The 18,814-nt window shown below is 53.6% G+C and carries 18 protein-coding genes; 10 read left to right on the top strand and 8 right to left on the bottom strand.

The window, feature by feature from the left end; translation table 11 throughout:
- Nucleotides 1-29 precede the first annotated feature (29 nt).
- From recX to mltB, 4 genes are all read right to left on the bottom strand, one after another.
- Nucleotides 30-530, bottom strand: coding sequence for a recombination regulator RecX (gene recX / locus ACK8NJ_RS05470; protein WP_328116220.1), 501 nt, complete (start codon nt 528-530; stop codon nt 30-32).
- Nucleotides 531-598: 68 nt separating this feature from the next.
- Nucleotides 599-1,660 (bottom strand): recombinase RecA, encoded by a 1,062-nt coding sequence (gene recA / locus ACK8NJ_RS05465; protein ID WP_000963143.1) that lies wholly within the window; start codon nt 1,658-1,660, stop codon nt 599-601.
- 79 nt (nt 1,661-1,739) lie between these two features.
- Nucleotides 1,740-2,237, bottom strand: a complete 498-nt coding sequence (gene pncC / locus ACK8NJ_RS05460) for a nicotinamide-nucleotide amidase (RefSeq protein WP_033813168.1) — start codon at nt 2,235-2,237, stop codon at nt 1,740-1,742.
- A 144-nt stretch (nt 2,238-2,381) separates the two neighbouring features.
- Nucleotides 2,382-3,467 carry a lytic murein transglycosylase B gene (gene mltB, locus ACK8NJ_RS05455; protein WP_115424283.1) on the bottom strand — a complete coding sequence of 362 codons (1,086 nt, stop codon included), beginning with the start codon at nt 3,465-3,467 and terminating at the stop codon, nt 2,382-2,384.
- Nucleotides 3,468-3,722: 255 nt separating this feature from the next.
- Here mltB and srlA point away from each other — a divergent pair, with 255 nt between their 5' ends.
- The 7 genes from srlA to gutQ all read left to right on the top strand — a co-directional run bounded on the left by srlA (nt 3,723) and on the right by gutQ (nt 8,670).
- Entirely contained in the window at nt 3,723-4,286 is a 564-nt protein-coding gene (srlA, locus tag ACK8NJ_RS05450) for a PTS glucitol/sorbitol transporter subunit IIC (protein WP_000573321.1), read from the top strand.
- The gene (gene srlE, locus ACK8NJ_RS05445; protein WP_000196934.1) at nt 4,283-5,242 is read left to right on the top strand and encodes a PTS glucitol/sorbitol transporter subunit IIB; all 960 of its coding nucleotides are present in this window, start codon (nt 4,283-4,285) and stop codon (nt 5,240-5,242) included. The genes srlA and srlE overlap by 4 nt, the downstream gene beginning before the upstream one ends.
- A gap of 10 nt (nt 5,243-5,252) precedes the next feature.
- Complete coding sequence (gene srlB / locus ACK8NJ_RS05440) at nt 5,253-5,624, top strand: PTS glucitol/sorbitol transporter subunit IIA (RefSeq protein WP_000216210.1); 372 nt, start codon at nt 5,253-5,255, stop codon at nt 5,622-5,624.
- Nucleotides 5,625-5,627: 3 nt separating this feature from the next.
- On the top strand, nt 5,628-6,407 hold the full coding sequence (gene srlD / locus ACK8NJ_RS05435; protein ID WP_001077351.1) for a sorbitol-6-phosphate dehydrogenase: 780 nt from the start codon (nt 5,628-5,630) through the stop codon (nt 6,405-6,407).
- A 105-nt stretch (nt 6,408-6,512) separates the two neighbouring features.
- Complete coding sequence (gene gutM, locus ACK8NJ_RS05430) at nt 6,513-6,872, top strand: transcriptional regulator GutM (protein ID WP_000252908.1); 360 nt, start codon at nt 6,513-6,515, stop codon at nt 6,870-6,872.
- Nucleotides 6,873-6,938: 66 nt separating this feature from the next.
- A complete protein-coding gene (gene srlR, locus ACK8NJ_RS05425) occupies nt 6,939-7,712 on the top strand; it encodes a glucitol operon DNA-binding transcriptional repressor SrlR (RefSeq protein ID WP_000804552.1) in 774 nt (257 codons plus the stop codon).
- A complete protein-coding gene (gutQ, locus tag ACK8NJ_RS05420) occupies nt 7,705-8,670 on the top strand; it encodes an arabinose-5-phosphate isomerase GutQ (RefSeq protein WP_001287415.1) in 966 nt (321 codons plus the stop codon). The genes srlR and gutQ overlap by 8 nt, the downstream gene beginning before the upstream one ends.
- Here gutQ and norR read toward each other — a convergent pair.
- Complete coding sequence (gene norR / locus ACK8NJ_RS05415; RefSeq protein WP_000010730.1) at nt 8,667-10,181, bottom strand: nitric oxide reductase transcriptional regulator NorR; 1,515 nt, start codon at nt 10,179-10,181, stop codon at nt 8,667-8,669. The genes gutQ and norR overlap by 4 nt on opposite strands.
- Nucleotides 10,182-10,367: 186 nt before the next feature.
- Between norR and norV the strand changes: the two genes are divergently transcribed.
- On the top strand, nt 10,368-11,807 hold the full coding sequence (norV, locus tag ACK8NJ_RS05410) for an anaerobic nitric oxide reductase flavorubredoxin (RefSeq protein WP_000029622.1): 1,440 nt from the start codon (nt 10,368-10,370) through the stop codon (nt 11,805-11,807).
- The gene (gene norW, locus ACK8NJ_RS05405; RefSeq protein WP_096946073.1) at nt 11,804-12,937 is read left to right on the top strand and encodes an NADH:flavorubredoxin reductase NorW; all 1,134 of its coding nucleotides are present in this window, start codon (nt 11,804-11,806) and stop codon (nt 12,935-12,937) included. The genes norV and norW overlap by 4 nt, the downstream gene beginning before the upstream one ends.
- Before the next feature lie 77 nt (nt 12,938-13,014).
- Here the strand turns inward: norW and hypF are convergent, their stop codons facing one another.
- The 3 genes from hypF to ascG form a co-directional block, all read right to left on the bottom strand.
- Nucleotides 13,015-15,255 (bottom strand): carbamoyltransferase HypF, encoded by a 2,241-nt coding sequence (gene hypF, locus ACK8NJ_RS05400; RefSeq protein WP_411962205.1) that lies wholly within the window; start codon nt 15,253-15,255, stop codon nt 13,015-13,017.
- Between the two features lie 152 nt (nt 15,256-15,407).
- Complete coding sequence (hydN, locus tag ACK8NJ_RS05395; RefSeq protein WP_001078777.1) at nt 15,408-15,935, bottom strand: electron transport protein HydN; 528 nt, start codon at nt 15,933-15,935, stop codon at nt 15,408-15,410.
- 148 nt (nt 15,936-16,083) lie between these two features.
- A complete protein-coding gene (gene ascG / locus ACK8NJ_RS05390; protein ID WP_411962510.1) occupies nt 16,084-17,094 on the bottom strand; it encodes a DNA-binding transcriptional regulator AscG in 1,011 nt (336 codons plus the stop codon).
- Nucleotides 17,095-17,353: 259 nt separating this feature from the next.
- Here ascG and ascF point away from each other — a divergent pair, with 259 nt between their 5' ends.
- Nucleotides 17,354-18,811: a PTS cellobiose/arbutin/salicin transporter subunit IIBC gene (gene ascF, locus ACK8NJ_RS05385; RefSeq protein WP_021564543.1), complete on the top strand. Its 1,458-nt coding sequence runs from the start codon at nt 17,354-17,356 to the stop codon at nt 18,809-18,811.
- Nucleotides 18,812-18,814: the final 3 nt, after the last annotated feature.

The following is an 18,814-nucleotide window of genomic DNA, read 5'->3' as shown; positions in this document are numbered from 1 at the left end:
TTGACTGGGAAGTAAAATACCGTATGCGTTCAGTCGGCAAAATTTCGCCAAATATCCTGGATATCTTCCATCAGATAGCCACGATAGAGCAGAAAACGCTGGATCTTAACTTTTTCTGAAAAGACAGTTGGCAAAGGTTCGCCATATTTTCGCGTCGCCTGATCGCGCGCCAGTGCGCACCAGTCGATGTCACATTCACGCATCGCTTTTTCTGTCGCTTCGCGGGAAATACCTTTCTGATTCAGTTCCTGACGAATACGCGCAGGTCCATAACCTTTGCGGCTACGGCTGGCGATAAAGCGCGCAACAAATCGGCTGTCATCGAGATAGCCATGTTCATGGCACCAGGCGATAACGCGCTCGTAATCTTCTGCCGTGGCATCAATCTCTTCCGGGCCATTTTTGCCCATGATCGGTGCCGCGAGTTTACGTCGCAATTCTTGCTCACTGTGATCGCGCACCGCCAGAATGCGTACCGCACGATCCAACAGGCGAGCATATGCCGGGCGACGGGGCGTGGATTCTGTCATGGCATATCCTTACAACTTAAAAAAGCAAAAGGGCCGCAGATGCGACCCTTGTGTATCAAACAAGACGATTAAAAATCTTCGTTAGTTTCTGCTACGCCTTCGCTGTCATCTACAGAGAAATCCGGCGTTGAGTTCGGGTTGCTCAGCAGCAACTCACGTACTTTCTTCTCGATCTCTTTCGCGGTTTCCGGGTTATCTTTCAGCCAGGCAGTCGCATTCGCTTTACCCTGACCGATCTTCTCACCTTTGTAGCTGTACCACGCGCCTGCTTTCTCGATCAGCTTCTCTTTCACGCCCAGATCAACCAGTTCGCCATAGAAGTTGATACCTTCGCCGTAGAGGATCTGGAATTCAGCCTGTTTAAACGGCGCAGCGATTTTGTTCTTCACCACTTTCACACGGGTTTCGCTACCCACCACGTTTTCGCCCTCTTTCACCGCGCCGATACGACGGATGTCGAGACGAACAGAGGCGTAGAATTTCAGCGCGTTACCACCGGTAGTGGTTTCCGGGTTACCGAACATTACACCAATTTTCATACGGATCTGGTTGATGAAGATCAGCAGCGTGTTGGACTGCTTCAGGTTACCCGCCAGCTTACGCATCGCCTGGCTCATCATACGTGCCGCAAGGCCCATGTGAGAGTCGCCGATTTCGCCTTCGATTTCCGCTTTCGGCGTCAGTGCCGCCACGGAGTCAACGACGATAACGTCTACTGCGCCAGAACGCGCCAGGGCGTCACAGATTTCCAGTGCCTGCTCGCCAGTGTCCGGCTGGGAGCACAGCAGGTTGTCGATATCGACGCCCAGTTTACGTGCATAGATTGGGTCCAGCGCGTGTTCAGCATCGATAAACGCACAGGTTTTACCTTCACGCTGCGCTGCGGCGATCACCTGCAACGTCAGCGTGGTTTTACCGGAAGATTCCGGTCCGTAGATTTCGACGATACGGCCCATCGGCAGACCACCTGCCCCAAGCGCGATATCCAGTGAAAGCGAACCGGTAGAGATGGTTTCCACATCCATGGAACGGTCTTCACCCAGGCGCATGATGGAGCCTTTACCAAATTGTTTCTCAATCTGGCCCAGTGCTGCCGCCAACGCTTTCTGTTTGTTTTCGTCGATAGCCATTTTTACTCCTGTCATGCCGGGTAATACCGGATAGTCAATATGTTCTGTTGAAGCAATTATACTGTATGCTCATACAGTATCAAGTGTTTTGTAGAAATTGTTGCCACAAGGTCTGCAATGCATACGCAGTAGCCTGACGTCGCACCGCATCACGGTCACCGCTGAAGCATTCCCGCCGGGTAATGCCTTCACCACGGGCAGTGGCAAAAGCAAACCAGACGGTGCCGACAGGTTTATCTTCGCTGCCGCCATCCGGCCCGGCGATACCACTAATAGACACAGCATAATCAGCACGAGCCGCTTTCAGTGCGCCTATCGCCATTTCCACCACGACAGGTTCGCTCACCGCGCCATGCTGCGCCAGCGTCTCTTCGCGTACACCGATCATTTGCGCTTTGGCTTCGTTACTGTAGGTGACAAATCCGCGTTCAAACCAGGCGGAACTGCCGGCAATATCGGTAATCACTTTCGCTACCCAACCACCGGTACAAGACTCAGCAGTTGTTACGGTTGCGCCACGGGCTTTCAGCGCCTGCCCAACCTGTTCGCTTAACTGCATCAGTTCACTGTCAGTCATCACAACCTCTGTCAGTCAAAAATTTATGCCGGACAAGATAGCACTTTCGTCAGGAAGATGGTGTTGGCGTTGCAATTTTACGAGGAGGATTCAGAAAAAAGCTGATTAGCCAGAGGGAAGCTCACGCTCCCCTCTTGCAAATAGTTACTGCACGCGCGCCAGCGCCACGGCTTGTCCTAACTGCCAGACCGCCATTGCGTAATGGGTACTGTGGTTGTAACGGGTGATGGTGTAGAAGTTCGGCAGACCGTACCAGTACTGGTAACCGGTACCGACATCCAGACGCAGCAGGCTGGCTTGTTGATGGTTGCCCAGCGGCTGCTGTGGCGTTAAACCTGCCGCGGCAAGCTGCGAAATGCTGTACTTGGTTTTGAAGCCATTTGGCAAGCCTGGAGCCTGACCGTTTGCCATCACCGCAACCTGATCACCTTTCACCCAGCCGTGCGCTTTGAAATAGTTCGCCACACTACCGATCGCATCAACCGGATCCCACAGGTTGATATGCCCGTCGCCGCTGAAATCTACCGCATATTGTTTGTAAGACGACGGCATAAACTGTCCGTAGCCCATCGCCCCGGCAAAGGAACCTTTCAGATTGAGCGGATCGTCCTGCTCATCGCGCGCCATCAGCAGGAAAGTTTCCAGCTCGCCAGAGAAATACTCCGCGCGGCGTGGGTAGTTAAATGACAGCGTTGCCAGCGCATCGAGGATACGGGTTTTCCCCATCACGCGCCCCCAGCGGGTTTCAACGCCGATAATCCCGACGATAATTTCCGGCGGTACGCCATACACCTGCCACGCGCGATTCAACGCATCTTCATACTGATTCCAGAAAACCACACCATTCTGCACGTTGTCCGGCGTAATAAATTTTTTGCGATAACGCAGCCATGCGCCGTTCGGACCTGATGGCGGTTTCACCGAAGTAGTTGGTGCCTGGTTATCCATCAGCCGCAATACCGAATCCAGACGTTTCGCCTGGGAGAGAATTTCCTGCAACTGCTGACGATCGAAACCGTGTTTGTTCACCATTTTGTCGATGAACTGCTGGGCATTCGGGTTATTAGCGAAATCGCCGCCCATCTGCATCACATTGTGCTGCGGCTCAAGCAGGAAGCCGCCAGACGGCGTTCCGGTGGTCGTTTCAGTCTCAGTAGGTTTTGGCTTGCTGGTACAGGCGGCAAGCAACACAAAAAGGGGAAGCAATGTTACATAACGACGCTTGAACATGAGGGGTCCATTTAACAGATTCAACCAGGGGCAAGTATGGTAAAGCATCACGCCCCGCACAAGGAAGCGGTAGTCACTGCCCGATACGGACTTTACATAACTCAACTCATTCTCCTCGCTATCCTTTTATTCAAACTTTCAAATTAAAATATTTATCTTTCATTTTGCGATCAAAATAACACTTTTAAATCTTTCAATCTGATTAGATTAGGTTGCCGTTTGGTAATAAAACAATAAATCCTGAAGGAGAGAACAATGATAGAAACCATTACTCATGGTGCAGAGTGGTTTATCGGGCTGTTCCAAAAGGGCGGAGAGGTGTTTACCGGGATGGTGACCGGCATTCTTCCGCTGTTGATTAGTCTGCTGGTTATCATGAACGCACTGATTAATTTTATCGGTCAGCATCGTATTGAACGTTTTGCTCAACGTTGCGCCGGTAACCCTGTTTCCCGTTACCTGCTGTTACCGTGCATTGGCACGTTTGTCTTTTGCAATCCGATGACCTTAAGCCTGGGTCGCTTTATGCCGGAAAAGTACAAACCCAGCTACTACGCGGCCGCCTCTTATAGCTGCCACTCAATGAATGGCCTCTTCCCCCATATCAACCCAGGCGAACTGTTTGTTTATCTTGGCATTGCCAGCGGTCTGACAACACTGAACCTGCCACTTGGCCCACTGGCGGTGAGTTATCTGCTGGTTGGTCTGGTCACCAACTTCTTCCGCGGCTGGGTGACCGATCTGACCACCGCCATTTTTGAGAAAAAGATGGGCATTCAACTTGAACAAAAAGTTCACCTGGCAGGAGCAACATCATGACGCGTATTCGGATCGAAAAAGGAACGGGTGGCTGGGGCGGCCCGCTTGAGCTGGAAGCCACGCCGGGCAAAAAAATCGTCTATATCACCGCCGGTACCCGGCCTGCGATTGTTGACAAACTGGCACAGCTTACTGGCTGGCAGGCTATTGACGGATTTAAAGAAGGTGAACCCGCGGAGGCGGAAATTGGTGTCGCGGTAATCGACTGTGGCGGCACATTACGCTGCGGCATTTATCCGAAACGGCGTATTCCCACCATTAATATCCATTCGACGGGCAAGTCCGGTCCGCTGGCGCAGTATATTGTGGAAGATATTTATGTCTCTGGCGTGAAAGAAGAAAACATCACTGTAGTGGGTGATGCGACACCACAACCCTCTTCCGTGGGCCGTGACTATGACACCAGCAAGAAAATCACCGAACAAAGCGATGGTTTACTGGCGAAGGTGGGAATGGGTATGGGTTCTGCCGTTGCCGTGTTGTTTCAATCTGGTCGTGACACCATCGACACTGTATTAAAAACCATTCTGCCGTTTATGGCGTTCGTCTCGGCGCTTATCGGCATCATTATGGCTTCCGGTCTTGGCGACTGGATTGCCCACGGTCTTGCTCCGCTGGCTAGCCATCCTCTGGGGCTGGTCATGCTGGCGCTCATCTGCTCCTTCCCGCTGCTTTCACCTTTCCTCGGCCCAGGCGCAGTTATCGCACAGGTTATCGGCGTATTGATTGGCGTGCAGATTGGTCTCGGCAATATTCCGCCGCATCTGGCTTTACCTGCACTGTTTGCCATCAACGCGCAGGCGGCCTGCGACTTCATCCCGGTCGGTTTGTCGCTGGCGGAAGCTCGTCAGGACACGGTTCGCGTCGGTGTCCCTTCTGTTCTGGTGAGCCGCTTTTTAACCGGCGCGCCAACTGTACTGATCGCCTGGTTTGTCTCCGGTTTTATCTATCAATAGAGGCTGAAACATGACCGTTATTTATCAGACCACCATCACCCGTATTGGCGCGAGCGCCACTGACGCCCTCAGCGACCAGATGCTCATCACCTTTCGTGAAGGCGCGCCTGCGGATCTCGAAGAGTATTGCTTCATTCATTGCCACGGCGAGTTGAAAGGTGCACTCCATCCCGGTTTGCAATTTACGCTCGGGCAGCATCGCTATCCGGTGACCGCCGTTGGCAGTGTGGCGGAAGACAACCTTCGCGAACTGGGTCATGTCACCCTGCGCTTCGATGGTTTAAACGAAGCGGAATTTCCGGGCACTGTCCATGTGGCAGGCCCTGTACCCGACGATATCGCGCCGGGATCGGTTTTGAAGTTTGAATCTGTTAAGGAGTAAAAAATGAATCAGGTTGCCGTTGTCATCGGTGGTGGGCAAACCTTAGGCGCGTTCCTGTGCCACGGTCTGGCTGCTGAGGGGTATCGCGTCGCGGTTGTCGATATTCAGAGCGACAAAGCCGCAAATGTGGCACAAGAAATTAACGCCGAATATGGTGAAGGAACAGCGTATGGTTTTGGTGCTGACGCCACCAGCGAGCAAAGCGTTCTGGCGCTCTCTCGTGGGGTAGATGAAATCTTTGGTCGCGTGGATTTGCTGGTCTACAGCGCCGGAATTGCAAAAGCAGCCTTTATCAGCGACTTCCAGCTCGGCGATTTTGACCGTTCGCTACAAGTGAATCTGGTGGGTTATTTCCTGTGTGCCCGTGAATTTTCGCGTTTGATGATCCGCGACGGGATTCAGGGGCGCATTATTCAGATCAACTCGAAATCCGGCAAAGTGGGCAGCAAACACAACTCTGGTTATAGCGCCGCGAAATTTGGTGGCGTCGGGCTGACTCAATCACTGGCGCTGGATCTGGCGGAGTACGGCATTACGGTGCATTCACTGATGCTCGGTAATCTGCTGAAATCGCCGATGTTTCAGTCGCTATTGCCACAATATGCGACCAAGCTGGGTATCAAACCGGATCAAGTCGAGCAGTATTACATCGACAAAGTACCGCTCAAACGCGGCTGCGATTATCAGGATGTGCTGAATATGCTGCTGTTCTACGCCAGTCCTAAGGCGTCGTACTGCACTGGTCAGTCGATCAATGTCACCGGCGGTCAGGTGATGTTCTGATCAACAGCGGAGATCTTTTAAGGATCTCCGCGCGACTAATAGAATGCCTGATGCGCTACGCTCATCAGGCATACAGGACTTCCGCCACTACATTAAGGAAAAGTTATGGTATCCGCACTCATCACCGTCGCCGTTATCGCCTGGTGTGCGCAACTGGCCTTAGGCGGTTGGCAAATTTCTCGTTTTAACCGTGCCTTCGACACACTATGCCAGCAAGGGCGGGTTGGCGTGGGCCGTTCCAGCGGGCGCTTTAAACCGCGGGTCGTGGTCGCCATCGCGCTGGACGATCAGCAACGCATCGTCGACACCTTGTTTATGAAAGGACTAACCGTCTTCGCCCGACCGCAAAAAATTCCCGCAATTACCGGTATGCATGCGGGTGATTTACAGCCCGATGTGATCTTTCCCCATGATCCACTATCACAGAATGCTCTATCATTGGCGCTTAAACTGAAACGTGGATAATTTCGTTGTGAATGTTACTTGCTTGCGAAGTTATCATTTTGAAACCTAAATCAGGTAATCACGCCCATGAAACCTCGTCAGCGTCAGGCCGCCATTCTGGAGTATCTGCAAAAGCAGGGTAAATGCTCGGTTGAAGAATTGGCGCAATACTTTGACACCACAGGCACAACCATTCGCAAAGATCTGGTCATTCTGGAACATGCCGGAACCGTCATTCGTACTTATGGCGGAGTGGTGTTGAATAAAGAGGAATCCGATCCGCCTATCGATCATAAAACACTCATCAACACCCACAAGAAAGAGCTGATTGCAGAAGCTGCCGTTAGTTTTATCCATGATGGCGATTCGATCATTCTTGATGCTGGCAGTACCGTTTTGCAGATGGTTCCCCTGCTCTCGCGCTTTAATAACATCACAGTGATGACCAACAGCCTGCATATCGTCAATGCGCTATCCGAACTGGATAACGAACAAACTATCCTGATGCCAGGCGGAACATTTCGTAAAAAATCGGCCTCATTTCACGGGCAACTGGCAGAGAATGCCTTCGAGCATTTCACCTTCGATAAATTGTTTATGGGCACCGACGGCATCGATCTCAATGCGGGCGTAACCACGTTCAACGAGGTTTATACCGTCAGTAAGGCAATGTGCAATGCCGCGCGCGAAGTGATTTTGATGGCAGACTCATCAAAGTTTGGCCGTAAAAGCCCCAACGTAGTTTGCAGTCTTGAAAGCGTCGATAAGCTAATTACCGACGCAGGTATCGATCCAGCGTTTCGTCAGGCGCTGGAAAAGAAAGGGATCGATGTGATCATAACCGGAGAGAGCAATGAGTGAAGCACTACTGAACGCGGGACGTCAGACGTTAATGCTGGAGTTGCAGGAAGCAAGCCGTTTACCGGAACGTCTGGGCGATGATTTTGTTCGCGCCGCCAATATCATCCTGCACTGCGAAGGCAAAGTGGTGGTTTCGGGAATTGGCAAATCGGGCCACATTGGTAAGAAAATCGCCGCAACGCTTGCCAGCACCGGCACTCCTGCCTTTTTTGTCCATCCGGCAGAGGCATTGCACGGCGACCTGGGGATGATCGAAAGCCGCGATGTGATGCTGTTTATCTCTTACTCCGGTGGCGCGAAGGAACTGGATCTGATTATTCCGCGTCTGGAAGATAAATCTATCGCGCTGCTGGCGATGACCGGCAAACCGACGTCACCGCTGGGCCTGGCGGCGAAAGCGGTGCTGGATATCTCCGTAGAACGCGAAGCCTGTCCGATGCACCTTGCGCCGACCTCCAGCACCGTCAATACCCTGATGATGGGTGACGCGCTGGCGATGGCGGTCATGCAGGCGCGCGGATTTAATGAAGAAGATTTTGCCCGCTCCCACCCTGCTGGAGCACTGGGCGCTCGCTTGCTGAATAAAGTGCATCATCTGATGCGCCGTGATGACGCTATCCCGCAGGTAGCGTTAACCGCCAGCGTGATGGATGCGATGCTGGAGCTCAGCCGCACCGGTCTGGGGCTGGTGGCGGTATGTGACGCTCAACAACAGGTACAAGGCGTCTTTACCGACGGCGATTTACGTCGCTGGCTGGTTGGCGGCGGCGCACTCACCACGCCAGTTAATGAAGCGATGACGACAGGCGGCACCACATTACAGGCGCAAAGCCGTGCCATCGACGCCAAAGAGATCCTGATGAAGCGCAAAATCACTGCCGCACCGGTGGTGGATGAAAACGGCAAACTCACCGGCGCAATTAACCTGCAGGATTTCTATCAGGCCGGGATTATTTAATCCTTCAATCCCAGACGTTTCGCCAGCCGATGCAGGTTGGCGACGTCAGTTTCCAGCATTCGCGCGCAGGCAGCCCAGTTGTGATGATTTTGTGCCAGTGCCTGGCGAATGGTTTCACGCTGGAACGCTTCTGTCGCTTCACGCAGATTTTGCTTAACAACGGGCACCGCCGCTGCTTCTGGCGGCGGCAACGTCACCTCAGGAAAAGCAAAATGTTGCGCCTCAAGAATCACTTCATCGCCGCTGCGAGTAGCTCTCGACAGTACTACCGCCCGATGAATAGCATGTTCCAGTTCGCGCACGTTTCCCGGAAAACTGTAGTGTTGCAGTAAATTTCGCGCCCCGGCACTTAATACCACGCGGGAGAGCCCCAGCCGCAAACGACACTGCTCGCAGAAATACCCCGCCAGCAGAATGACATCATCGCCCCGCTCACGCAGCGGCGGCACCGAAAGTGGAAACACGCTCAGGCGATGAAACAAATCGGCGCGGAATCGCCCTGCCAGCACCTCTTCGCGTAAATCGCGGTTAGTCGCCGCCAGCACGCGCACATCGACCCGCAAACTGCGGTCATCGCCAACGCGCTGAATATCGCCATACTGCAACACCCTCAGCAGCTTGGCCTGCAATGCCAACGACAACTCGCCGATCTCATCGAGAAACAGTGTGCCGTTATCCGCCATTTCAAACTTCCCGCTGCGGTTACTGATAGCGCCAGTAAACGCCCCTTTCACATGCCCGAACAGTTCACTTTCCGCCACACTTTCCGGCAGTGCGGCACAGTTGAGATAGACCAGCGGATTCACCGCCCGTGGCGAGGCTTCATGAATCGCTTTCGCCACCAGCTCCTTACCGGTTCCCGTCTCACCGCTGATTAAGACGTTGAGATCGGACGCCGCCACAATCTCAATCTCTTTTTTCAATTGCGTCATGCCTGGCGACAAGCCAATCATCTGCGTCTGTTTCACCGCTTCAAACGGCGCGGCATCGCCCGGCAGCATATTCTGGCTTTCCAGTTGCTCAATCAGCAACGCATTGCTTAACGCTCCCGCCGCCAGCGCGGCAATCAGGCGTAACTCTTCGTCGCTGAAAACATCGAACTGATCGGGCTGCATCCCGTCGAGCGTCAATGCGCCGATCAGGTTTTGCCCGGCAAACAATGGCAGACCAACGCAGGCGTGAACCTTCAGACTCTCCTGCCCGGGAATCAAACCGTCATAGGGATCGGGCAATTCGCTGTCTGCGGGAAAGCGCACCACGTCCCCGGCGCGGGCAATCGCTTCCAGCCGTGGATGCCCTTCCAGCGCAAAGCGTCTACCGAGTACATCCTTTGCCAGCCCGTCGATGGCAAGCGGAATAAACTGCCGCGAGTCGTAACGCAGCAATGCAGACGCATCGCACTCCAGCACCTGACGCAGCGTGGTGATCAGGCGCTGAAAACGATCCTGATGACCAATCCCACGCTGCAATTCGATGGCGATATTCGCCAGCACATCAACGGAAAAACTCATCTTTGCCTCACTGTCAATTTGACTATAGATATTGTCATATCGACCATTTGATTAATAGTCATTTTGACTACTCATTAATGAGCATGAATTAATTTACACATAAAAATCAATCAGATAAAAAACTGGCACGCAATCTGCAATTAGCAAGACATCTTTTTAGAACACGCTGAATAAATTGAGGTTGCTATGTCTATTGTGGTGAAAAATAACATTCATTGGGTTGGTCAACGTGACTGGGAAGTGCGTGATTTTCACGGCACAGAATATAAAACGCTGCGCGGCAGCAGCTACAACAGCTACCTCATCCGCGAAGAAAAAAACGTGCTGATCGACACCGTCGACCATAAATTCAGCCGCGAATTTGTGCAGAACCTGCGTAATGAAATCGATCTGGCGGATATCGATTACATCGTGATTAACCATGCTGAAGAGGACCACGCCGGGGCGCTGACCGAACTGATGGCGCAAATTCCCGATACGCCGATCTACTGTACTGCTAACGCTATCGACTCGATAAATGGTCATCACCATCATCCGGAGTGGAATTTTAATGTGGTGAAAACTGGCGACACGCTGGATATCGGCAACGGCAAACAGCTCATTTTTGTCGAAACACCAATGCTGCACTGGCCGGACAGCATGATGACTTACCTGACAGGCGACGCGGTGCTGTTCAGTAACGATGCTTTCGGTCAGCACTACTGCGATGAGCATCTGTTCAATGATGAAGTGGATCAGACGGAGCTTTTCGAGCAGTGCCAGCGTTACTACGCCAATATCCTGACGCCGTTCAGCCGCCTGGTAACGCCGAAAATTACCGAGATCCTGGGCTTTAACTTGCCAGTCGATATGATAGCGACCTCTCACGGCGTGGTATGGCGCGATAACCCGACGCAAATTGTCGAGCTGTACCTGAAATGGGCGGCGGATTATCAGGAAGACAGAATCACCATTTTCTACGACACCATGTCGAATAACACCCGCATGATGGCTGACGCTATCGCCCAGGGTATTGCGGAAACCGACCCACGCGTGGCGGTAAAAATTTTCAACGTCGCCCGAAGCGATAAAAACGAAATCCTGACCAATGTCTTCCGCTCAAAAGGCGTGCTGGTCGGCACTTCTACGATGAATAATGTGATGATGCCGAAAATCGCCGGGCTGGTGGAAGAGATGACCGGATTACGCTTCCGTAACAAACGCGCCAGTGCTTTCGGCTCTCACGGCTGGAGCGGCGGTGCGGTGGATCGTCTTTCCACACGCCTGCAGGATGCAGGTTTCGAAATGTCGCTTAGCCTGAAAGCCAAATGGCGACCGGACCAGGACGCTCTGGAGTTATGCCGTGAACACGGTCGCGAAATCGCCCGTCAGTGGGCGCTCGCGCCGCTGCCGCAGAGCACGGTGAATACGGTGGTTAAAGAAGAAACCTCTGCCACCACGACGGCTGACCTCGGCCCACGGATGCAGTGCAGCGTCTGCCAGTGGATTTACGATCCGGCAAAAGGCGAGCCAATGCAGGACGTTGCGCCAGGAACGCCGTGGAGTGAAGTCCCGGATAACTTCCTGTGCCCGGAATGCTCCCTCGGCAAAGACGTCTTTGACGAACTGGCATCGGAGGCAAAATGAGCAACGGCATTGTGATCATTGGTTCGGGCTTCGCCGCCCGCCAACTGGTGAAAAATATTCGCAAACAGGACGCCACTATTCCATTAACCCTGATTGCCGCCGACAGCATGGATGAGTACAACAAACCTGACCTCAGCCATGTTATCAGTCAGGGGCAACGTGCCGACGACCTTACCCGCCAGACGGCAGGTGAATTTGCCGAGCAGTTTAATCTGCGCCTGTTTCCGCACACCTGGGTAACGGATATCGATGCCGAAGCCCATGTGGTGAAAAGTCAGAATAATCAGTGGCAATACGACAAGCTGGTGCTGGCAACTGGTGCCAGTGCCTTTGTCCCGCCAGTGCCTGGGCGTGAGTTAATGCTGACGTTAAATAGTCAGCAAGAGTATCGCGCCTGTGAAACGCAACTGCGGGATGCCCGACGCGTGTTGATTGTTGGCGGTGGCTTGATTGGTAGCGAACTGGCGATGGATTTTTGTCGTGCAGGCAAAGCGGTCACGCTAATCGACAACGCTGCCAGTATTCTGGCGTCGTTAATGCCACCGGAAGTAAGCAGCCGCTTGCAGCATCGGTTGACGGAGATGGGCGTTCATCTGCTGTTGAAATCTCAGTTGCAGGGGCTGGAAAAAACGGATTCTGGCATTCTGGCAACGCTGGACCGCCAGCGCAGCATCGAAGTGGATGCGGTAATTGCCGCCACCGGGCTGCGCCCGGAAACCGCCCTGGCACGACGCGCCGGGCTGACGATTAATCGCGGCGTTTGCGTCGATAGTTATCTGCAAACCAGTAATGCCGATATTTATGCGCTGGGCGATTGCGCGGAAATTAACGGTCAGGTATTGCCGTTCCTCCAGCCAATTCAACTTAGCGCGATGGTGCTGGCAAAAAATCTTCTCGGCAATAACACGCCGCTGAAACTCCCGGCGATGCTGGTGAAAATCAAAACGCCAGAATTACCGCTGCATCTGGCAGGCGAAACCCAGCGTCAGGATTTACGCTGGCAGATTAATACCGAACGCCAGGGAATGGTGGCGCGCGGCGTTGACGATGCCGACCAGCTTCGCGCCTTTGTGGTCAGTGAGGATCGGATGAAAGAGGCATTTGGATTGTTGAAAACGTTGCCGGTGTAGGCATGGTTTTCTCCCTCGCCCAAAGGGCGAGGGGACTGTCCGCGCTCTATTTACGCTTAGTTACGCCACATCCACCACTATGCAGTATGCAGGATGCGCGCCGCAGCAATAACCCCCTGCCCCAGAGACAACCCGCCATCGCCCGCCGGTAAACTCTGTGGAAAGAGCAATGTGAAATCAGCGAGATAATGCGCCAGACGTGCACGCAGCAAACGGTTATGAATAACTCCGCCGCTAAATACCAGTGTAGTGATACCGCGCATCGTGGCCTGCTCACGCATCAACGCGGCAAAACCCTGCGCCAGCGCATCATGAAACGCCCACGCGCGTTGATTAACCGGTGCCTGCCAGTTCAGCCACTGCTGCCAGAAAGTGGCGAGATCCAGTTGATTGTCCACCAGCGGCATCGTCACCGGATGCGTCACTCCGTCGCATGAGGCTGCGAGCGCCTCCAGAGCACAAGCCGCTTCACCTTCATAACTTAACGTGGCTGGCGCACAGCCCAGTGCCGCCGCCACAGCATCGAACAAACGCCCACACGATGACGCCAGCGGCGCGTTAATTCCACGCTCAATGGCCCGCGCCAGCACGCTCCAGTTTTGCTGTTGCACACTTGTCGTTTCAGGGTAATTCTGCCACTCCGGCACAAAGCGCAGGCACTGCGCCAGCAGGTTACGCCACGGCTGCTTTGCAGCCAAATCGCCCCCCGGAAGCGCCACCGCAGGCAAGCCGCCCAGGTGCTCACATTCGCGATAGTTCACCCGCAGGCATTCGCCGCCCCACAAAGCGCCGTTCTCCCCCATACCGATACCGTCGAGCGTCAACGCAATGACATCACCGCCATCCAGCGGCCACTGATGCTCTGCCAGACTCGCCGCCGCATGAGCATGATGATGCAGCACCGTTTGCGTCGGCAGATTCATTTCGCGCGCCCACTGGCTGGAGACATAGCCCGGATGCGCGTCATGCACAACGTATTGCGGAGTGAAATCGTAGATGTTTTGCATCAGGCGTAATGCTTCGCGCCACTGCATCTGGATGCCATCGTCACTTAAATCGCCCAGATGCTGACTCAACACCGCTTGTTCACCGCGCACCAGGCAGAAGGTATTTTTCAGATCCGCGCCGAGACATAGCACAGGTGGAACATTTTTAAAGCCCGGAGGCAAAGCCAGCGCATCCGGCACATACCCCCGCGAACGGCGCAGCATTTCGCCGCTTTCGCGCACCACCGAATCATCCATCCGCTGCACGATGTCGCGGTTATGTATCAAGAATCCGTCGGCAATGCCCTGCAAATCCGCCAGCGCCTGTTCGTTGCTGATAGCCGGTGGTTTACCGCTCAGGTTACCGGAGGTCATCACCAGCGGGCATTGCAGTTCCTGTAACAGCAAATGCTGGAGCGGGTTCGCAGGCAACATTACCCCGACTTCGTTAAGGCCAGGGGCGATATCATCACAAAGCTCAGGTACATATTTTTTATCCACCAGCACAATCGGCGCGGCGGGCGTGGTAAGCAACTGGCGCGCAGCGTCTGGTAAACCGTCAGCCACTGGCAACATGACCGCCAGCGGTTTCGCCGGGCGATGTTTGCGCGCCCGAAGTGTCGCCACCGCGTTACTGTTACGTGCATCGCAGGCAAGATGAAATCCGCCAATCCCTTTGATGGCGACAATGTTGCCCATTTTTAACTGTGCGATAGCTGCCTGTAATGCCGCCTCTTGTTCCGCATGTTCACCATGACTTACCCATTCAAGATGTGGGCCACACTCCGGGCAGGCCACCGGCTGGGCGTGGAAGCGACGATCGAGCGGGTCGCGGTACTCTTTATCACAGGCTGGACACAGCGGAAACGCCGCCATTACGGTAAACGGGCGGTCGTAAGGCATGGCGCGAATAATGGTGAAACGCGGGCCACAGTGAGTACAGTTGATAAACGGATAACGATAACGCCGCTCGCCTGGGGTATTCATTTCGGCAAGACAGGCAGGGCAAGTAGCGGCATCGGGAACAATTTGCGTATTCATGGTGCCGCCTGTGCTCTGGCGTATAGTGAACTCGGTGGGCAGTTGTGACCAGATAAACGGCTCACGCTCGACGCTATCAATACGCGCCAGCGGCGGGCAGTGCTGATGCAACTGCACAAGAAACGTTTCCGGGTCTTCCAGCAGCCGGACTTCCACTCCATCGCCGTCATTACAGACATCGCCGTGAAGATTTAATTGCTGTGCCAGCTGCCAGACAAACGGACGAAAACCGACGCCCTGCACTTTGCCACGAATACGCAGTTGGACACCGCAAGATGTGTTTTTTGCCATTGAGTTATTCCCGCCATCATGAATTGCGTAACCCGCCCTGCCGGACACGACAGCGTCGTATCCGGCAATCACAGGTCGGCGATACCGCCCGCTCCGTATTCTACGAATATTTCCGGGAATTCCTTTGATGCCAGAACAGTTCTGTAAGATTTTTAGAACATCAGCGCCGTACGGCGGCGTTTTTCTGCGCTCAGTTGTTCAAGTTTATTACGATCGACACAAATCAGCGCATGGGTCGGGCAAGCAGCCATACACGCCGGGCCGTCTTCACGATGGTTACAGAGGTCGCATTTATTGGCTTCGGCTTTGTCAGCCCGTACGTTAAGCCCTGCGCCGCTGTTGCGAATCACCGGACGTACCACCACTTCCATCGCGCCATACGGGCAAGCCACAACGCAGGTTTTGCAACCAATGCAACGTTCCTGCATGACATGAACAAACCCTTTATCACGGCTGATAGCACCATTCGGGCAGACGTTAGCGCACGGTGCATCTTCACACTGACGGCAAACTGTCGCCGTGGAAATGTTCACACCTTTAATGACATGGATACGCGGTAAAAATGTTTCCGGGGTCAGCGATGCACAGTCCTGATTTTCCTGATGAGAAACCACGCACGCCACTTCACAGGTACGGCAACCAATACATTTACTCGCGTCAGCAATGATGAAACGGTTCATCAAATTCTCCAGCAATGACAGTTAATGCGCCGATACATTCACAAATCATGCCAGTTTTTAATTTACTGTTATTTAAGGAAATTAAATTCTGTAATGCAGGAAAAACGATGTCATCGACACTAGTGACGATGACATGTGATGACAATGTTTATTGCGAAAGAGCAATGAGGGAGCCGCGGCGGATCAGTTTTCCGCTGAAGGTTTTCGGCGGTGAGAAATCCCCGCCATCGAGCATAAAAATCAGCCGTCCAATAATTTCCTGAATCATCTCAGTTACCGGAATTTTTACGCTGGAGAGCGCCGGAACAGTGTAGGGGGCAATAGCGATATCATCGAATCCGATAACTGACACCTGCTCTGGCACCGCTACGCCGCGATCGTGCAACGCTTTCATCGCACCTATCGCCATATCGTCGTTACTGGCAACTAACGCGCTAAATTTAGCCCCACGTTCGAGCAACGTTTCTACCCCTTCGGCCCCGCTGGCGGGCGTCCATTTACCGTTAGCGATAAGTTTTTCATTGAGCGCAATACCATGCTGCGACAGCGCGTCTTTATACCCGGCAAGACGTTCAATGCTGGTGGGGGAATCCATCGAGCCGGTAAGGAAAGCAATCTCCTGATGTCCGGCGTTTATCAACTCTGCCACGGCGTTAAAGCTGGTCTGTTTATGATCGCACCAGACGCTATGGCTGCTATTTTTGCGCAGGCGGCGATTAAGCACCATTATCGGCTGACTGTGCGCGTCAATGATGTCATCGATCTCATCCACACTTAAAAAACGCGGGTAAATCATAATGGCGTCGCAGCGCAAATCCAGCAGATACTGAATCGCCTGGCGCTCTTCTTCGGCGCTGTGTTTACCATCTGCCAATAGCAACTGTCGCCCTTTCTCTTCCGCCATTCGCGCGGCATGAAACAGTAATTCACTAAAATAAATGCCGTGGTAAAGCGTGTTGGTCACTACCAGCCCCAGCGTCTGAGTACTCTTCGCCGACAGATTGCGCGCCAGCAAGTTTGGGCGGTAACCGCTCTCTTCTACCGCCTGAAACACGCGATCTTTAGTCTCCTGGCTGACGTAGCCATTACCTGAAAGCACGCGGGAAACGGTCGCTTTTGAAACCCCGGCGCGCTTCGCCACTTCCAGCATCGTCGTCATCATTTTCATCCCTTTACACGCAATCAACGCAGTGTACTGCACCGTTTGCCGATTGTCCTTGCGCAATCGGCGGGAAAAATATTCAGGTGACCGGTTTCACAAATATAAAAAATGAACAATTAACTCTCTTGCTTATTTAGTGACAACTATTCATGATTTTGTGAAACCGGTTTCCTAATTCCGTTTCAGCATCGGCATTTTTCCGTCACGTCGACTGATAACAACTACATCTACCCTACTGATAACAGGATAAAATCCGATGGCCAAAAATTATGCGGCGCTGGCACGCTCGGTGATAGCGGCACTGGGCGGCGTTAATAACATCTCGGCAGTCACGCACTGTATGACACGTTTGCGCTTTGTTATCAAAGATGACCAGCTTATCGACAGTCCGACGTTGAAAACCATCTCCGGCGTGCTCGGCGTGGTACGTAGTGACAACCAGTGTCAGGTGATTATCGGCAATACCGTTTCACAAGCCTTTCAGGAAGTCGTCAGCCTGCTGCCGGGAGATATGCAGCCCGCACAGCCCGTGGGTAAACCCAAACTCACGCTGCGTCGCATTGGTGCGGGGATCCTCGATGCGCTGATCGGCACCATGTCACCGCTGATCCCGGCGATTATCGGCGGATCGATGGTCAAACTGCTGGCGATGATCCTCGAGATGAGCGGCGTGCTGACAAAAGGATCGCCGACCTTAACCATTCTGAATGTGATTGGTGACGGTGCTTTCTTCTTCCTGCCGCTAATGGTCGCGGCATCTGCCGCCATCAAATTTAAAACCAATATGTCGCTGGCGATTGCCATCGCGGGTGTGCTGGTACATCCGAGTTTTATTGAATTAATGGCGAAAGCGGCCCAGGGTGAACATGTAGAATTTGCCCTGATCCCGGTCACCGCGGTGAAATACACCTACACGGTGATCCCGGCGCTGGTGATGACCTGGTGCCTGTCATATATCGAACGCTGGGTGGACAGCATTACCCCGGCGGTGACCAAAAACTTCCTCAAGCCAATGCTGATTGTGTTGATTGCCGCACCGCTGGCAATCCTGCTGATTGGCCCGATTGGTATCTGGATCGGTAGCGCCATTTCGGCGCTGGTTTACACCATTCATGGTTATCTGGGCTGGCTTTCAGTCGCCATTATGGGCGCGCTGTGGCCTCTGCTGGTAATGACCGGGATGCACCGCGTCTTTACGCCAACCATCATTCAGACCATTGCCGAAACCGGCAAAGAAGGGATGGTCATGCCGTCAGAGATCGGCGCTAACCTGTCGCTGGGCGGTTCATCACTGGCAGTGGCGTGGAAAACGAAAAACCCGGAACTGCGTCAGACGGCGCTGGCTGCGGCGGCATCAGCCATTATGGCGGGGATTTCCGAACCGGCGTTATATGGCGTGGCGATCCGACTGAAACGTCCGCTTATCGCCAGTCTTATCAGCGGTTTTATTTGCGGCGCGGTTGCCGGTATGGCGGGGCTTGCCAGCCACTCAATGGCAGCGCCGGGGCTATTTACCAGCGTGCAGTTCTTCGATCCGGCGAATCCAATGAGCATCGTCTGGGTGTTCGCGGTCATGGCGCTGGCGGTGGTGCTGTCGTTTATCCTCACACTGTTGCTCGGCTTTGAGGATATTCCTGTTGAGGAAGCGGCTGCCCAGGCGCGAAAGCATCAGAGCGTACAACCGACCGTCGCCAAAGAAGTAAGTCTTAATTGAGGA

The sequence above is a fragment of the Escherichia sp. F1 genome (genome assembly GCF_046764225.1).
GTDB lineage: Bacteria > Pseudomonadota > Gammaproteobacteria > Enterobacterales > Enterobacteriaceae > Escherichia > Escherichia coli.
The sequence above is the reverse complement of the archived record's forward strand: the minus strand, read 5'-3'. Positions and strand labels throughout refer to the sequence as shown.

Excerpts from the sequence above, each read along its gene's own strand:
- recX (WP_328116220.1), bottom strand. The coding sequence starts at position 530 with ATGACAGAATCCACGCCCCGTCGCCCGGCATATGCTCGCCTGTTGGAT.
- recA (WP_000963143.1), bottom strand. The coding sequence starts at position 1,660 with ATGGCTATCGACGAAAACAAACAGAAAGCGTTGGCGGCAGCACTGGGC.
- pncC (WP_033813168.1), bottom strand. The coding sequence starts at position 2,237 with ATGACTGACAGTGAACTGATGCAGTTAAGCGAACAGGTTGGGCAGGCG.
- mltB (WP_115424283.1), bottom strand. The coding sequence starts at position 3,467 with ATGTTCAAGCGTCGTTATGTAACATTGCTTCCCCTTTTTGTGTTGCTT.
- srlA (WP_000573321.1), top strand. The coding sequence starts at position 3,723 with ATGATAGAAACCATTACTCATGGTGCAGAGTGGTTTATCGGGCTGTTC.
- srlE (WP_000196934.1), top strand. The coding sequence starts at position 4,283 with ATGACGCGTATTCGGATCGAAAAAGGAACGGGTGGCTGGGGCGGCCCG.
- srlB (WP_000216210.1), top strand. The coding sequence starts at position 5,253 with ATGACCGTTATTTATCAGACCACCATCACCCGTATTGGCGCGAGCGCC.
- srlD (WP_001077351.1), top strand. The coding sequence starts at position 5,628 with ATGAATCAGGTTGCCGTTGTCATCGGTGGTGGGCAAACCTTAGGCGCG.
- gutM (WP_000252908.1), top strand. The coding sequence starts at position 6,513 with ATGGTATCCGCACTCATCACCGTCGCCGTTATCGCCTGGTGTGCGCAA.
- srlR (WP_000804552.1), top strand. The coding sequence starts at position 6,939 with ATGAAACCTCGTCAGCGTCAGGCCGCCATTCTGGAGTATCTGCAAAAG.
- gutQ (WP_001287415.1), top strand. The coding sequence starts at position 7,705 with ATGAGTGAAGCACTACTGAACGCGGGACGTCAGACGTTAATGCTGGAG.
- norR (WP_000010730.1), bottom strand. The coding sequence starts at position 10,181 with ATGAGTTTTTCCGTTGATGTGCTGGCGAATATCGCCATCGAATTGCAG.
- norV (WP_000029622.1), top strand. The coding sequence starts at position 10,368 with ATGTCTATTGTGGTGAAAAATAACATTCATTGGGTTGGTCAACGTGAC.
- norW (WP_096946073.1), top strand. The coding sequence starts at position 11,804 with ATGAGCAACGGCATTGTGATCATTGGTTCGGGCTTCGCCGCCCGCCAA.
- hypF (WP_411962205.1), bottom strand. The coding sequence starts at position 15,255 with ATGGCAAAAAACACATCTTGCGGTGTCCAACTGCGTATTCGTGGCAAA.
- hydN (WP_001078777.1), bottom strand. The coding sequence starts at position 15,935 with ATGAACCGTTTCATCATTGCTGACGCGAGTAAATGTATTGGTTGCCGT.
- ascG (WP_411962510.1), bottom strand. The coding sequence starts at position 17,094 with ATGACGACGATGCTGGAAGTGGCGAAGCGCGCCGGGGTTTCAAAAGCG.
- ascF (WP_021564543.1), top strand. The coding sequence starts at position 17,354 with ATGGCCAAAAATTATGCGGCGCTGGCACGCTCGGTGATAGCGGCACTG.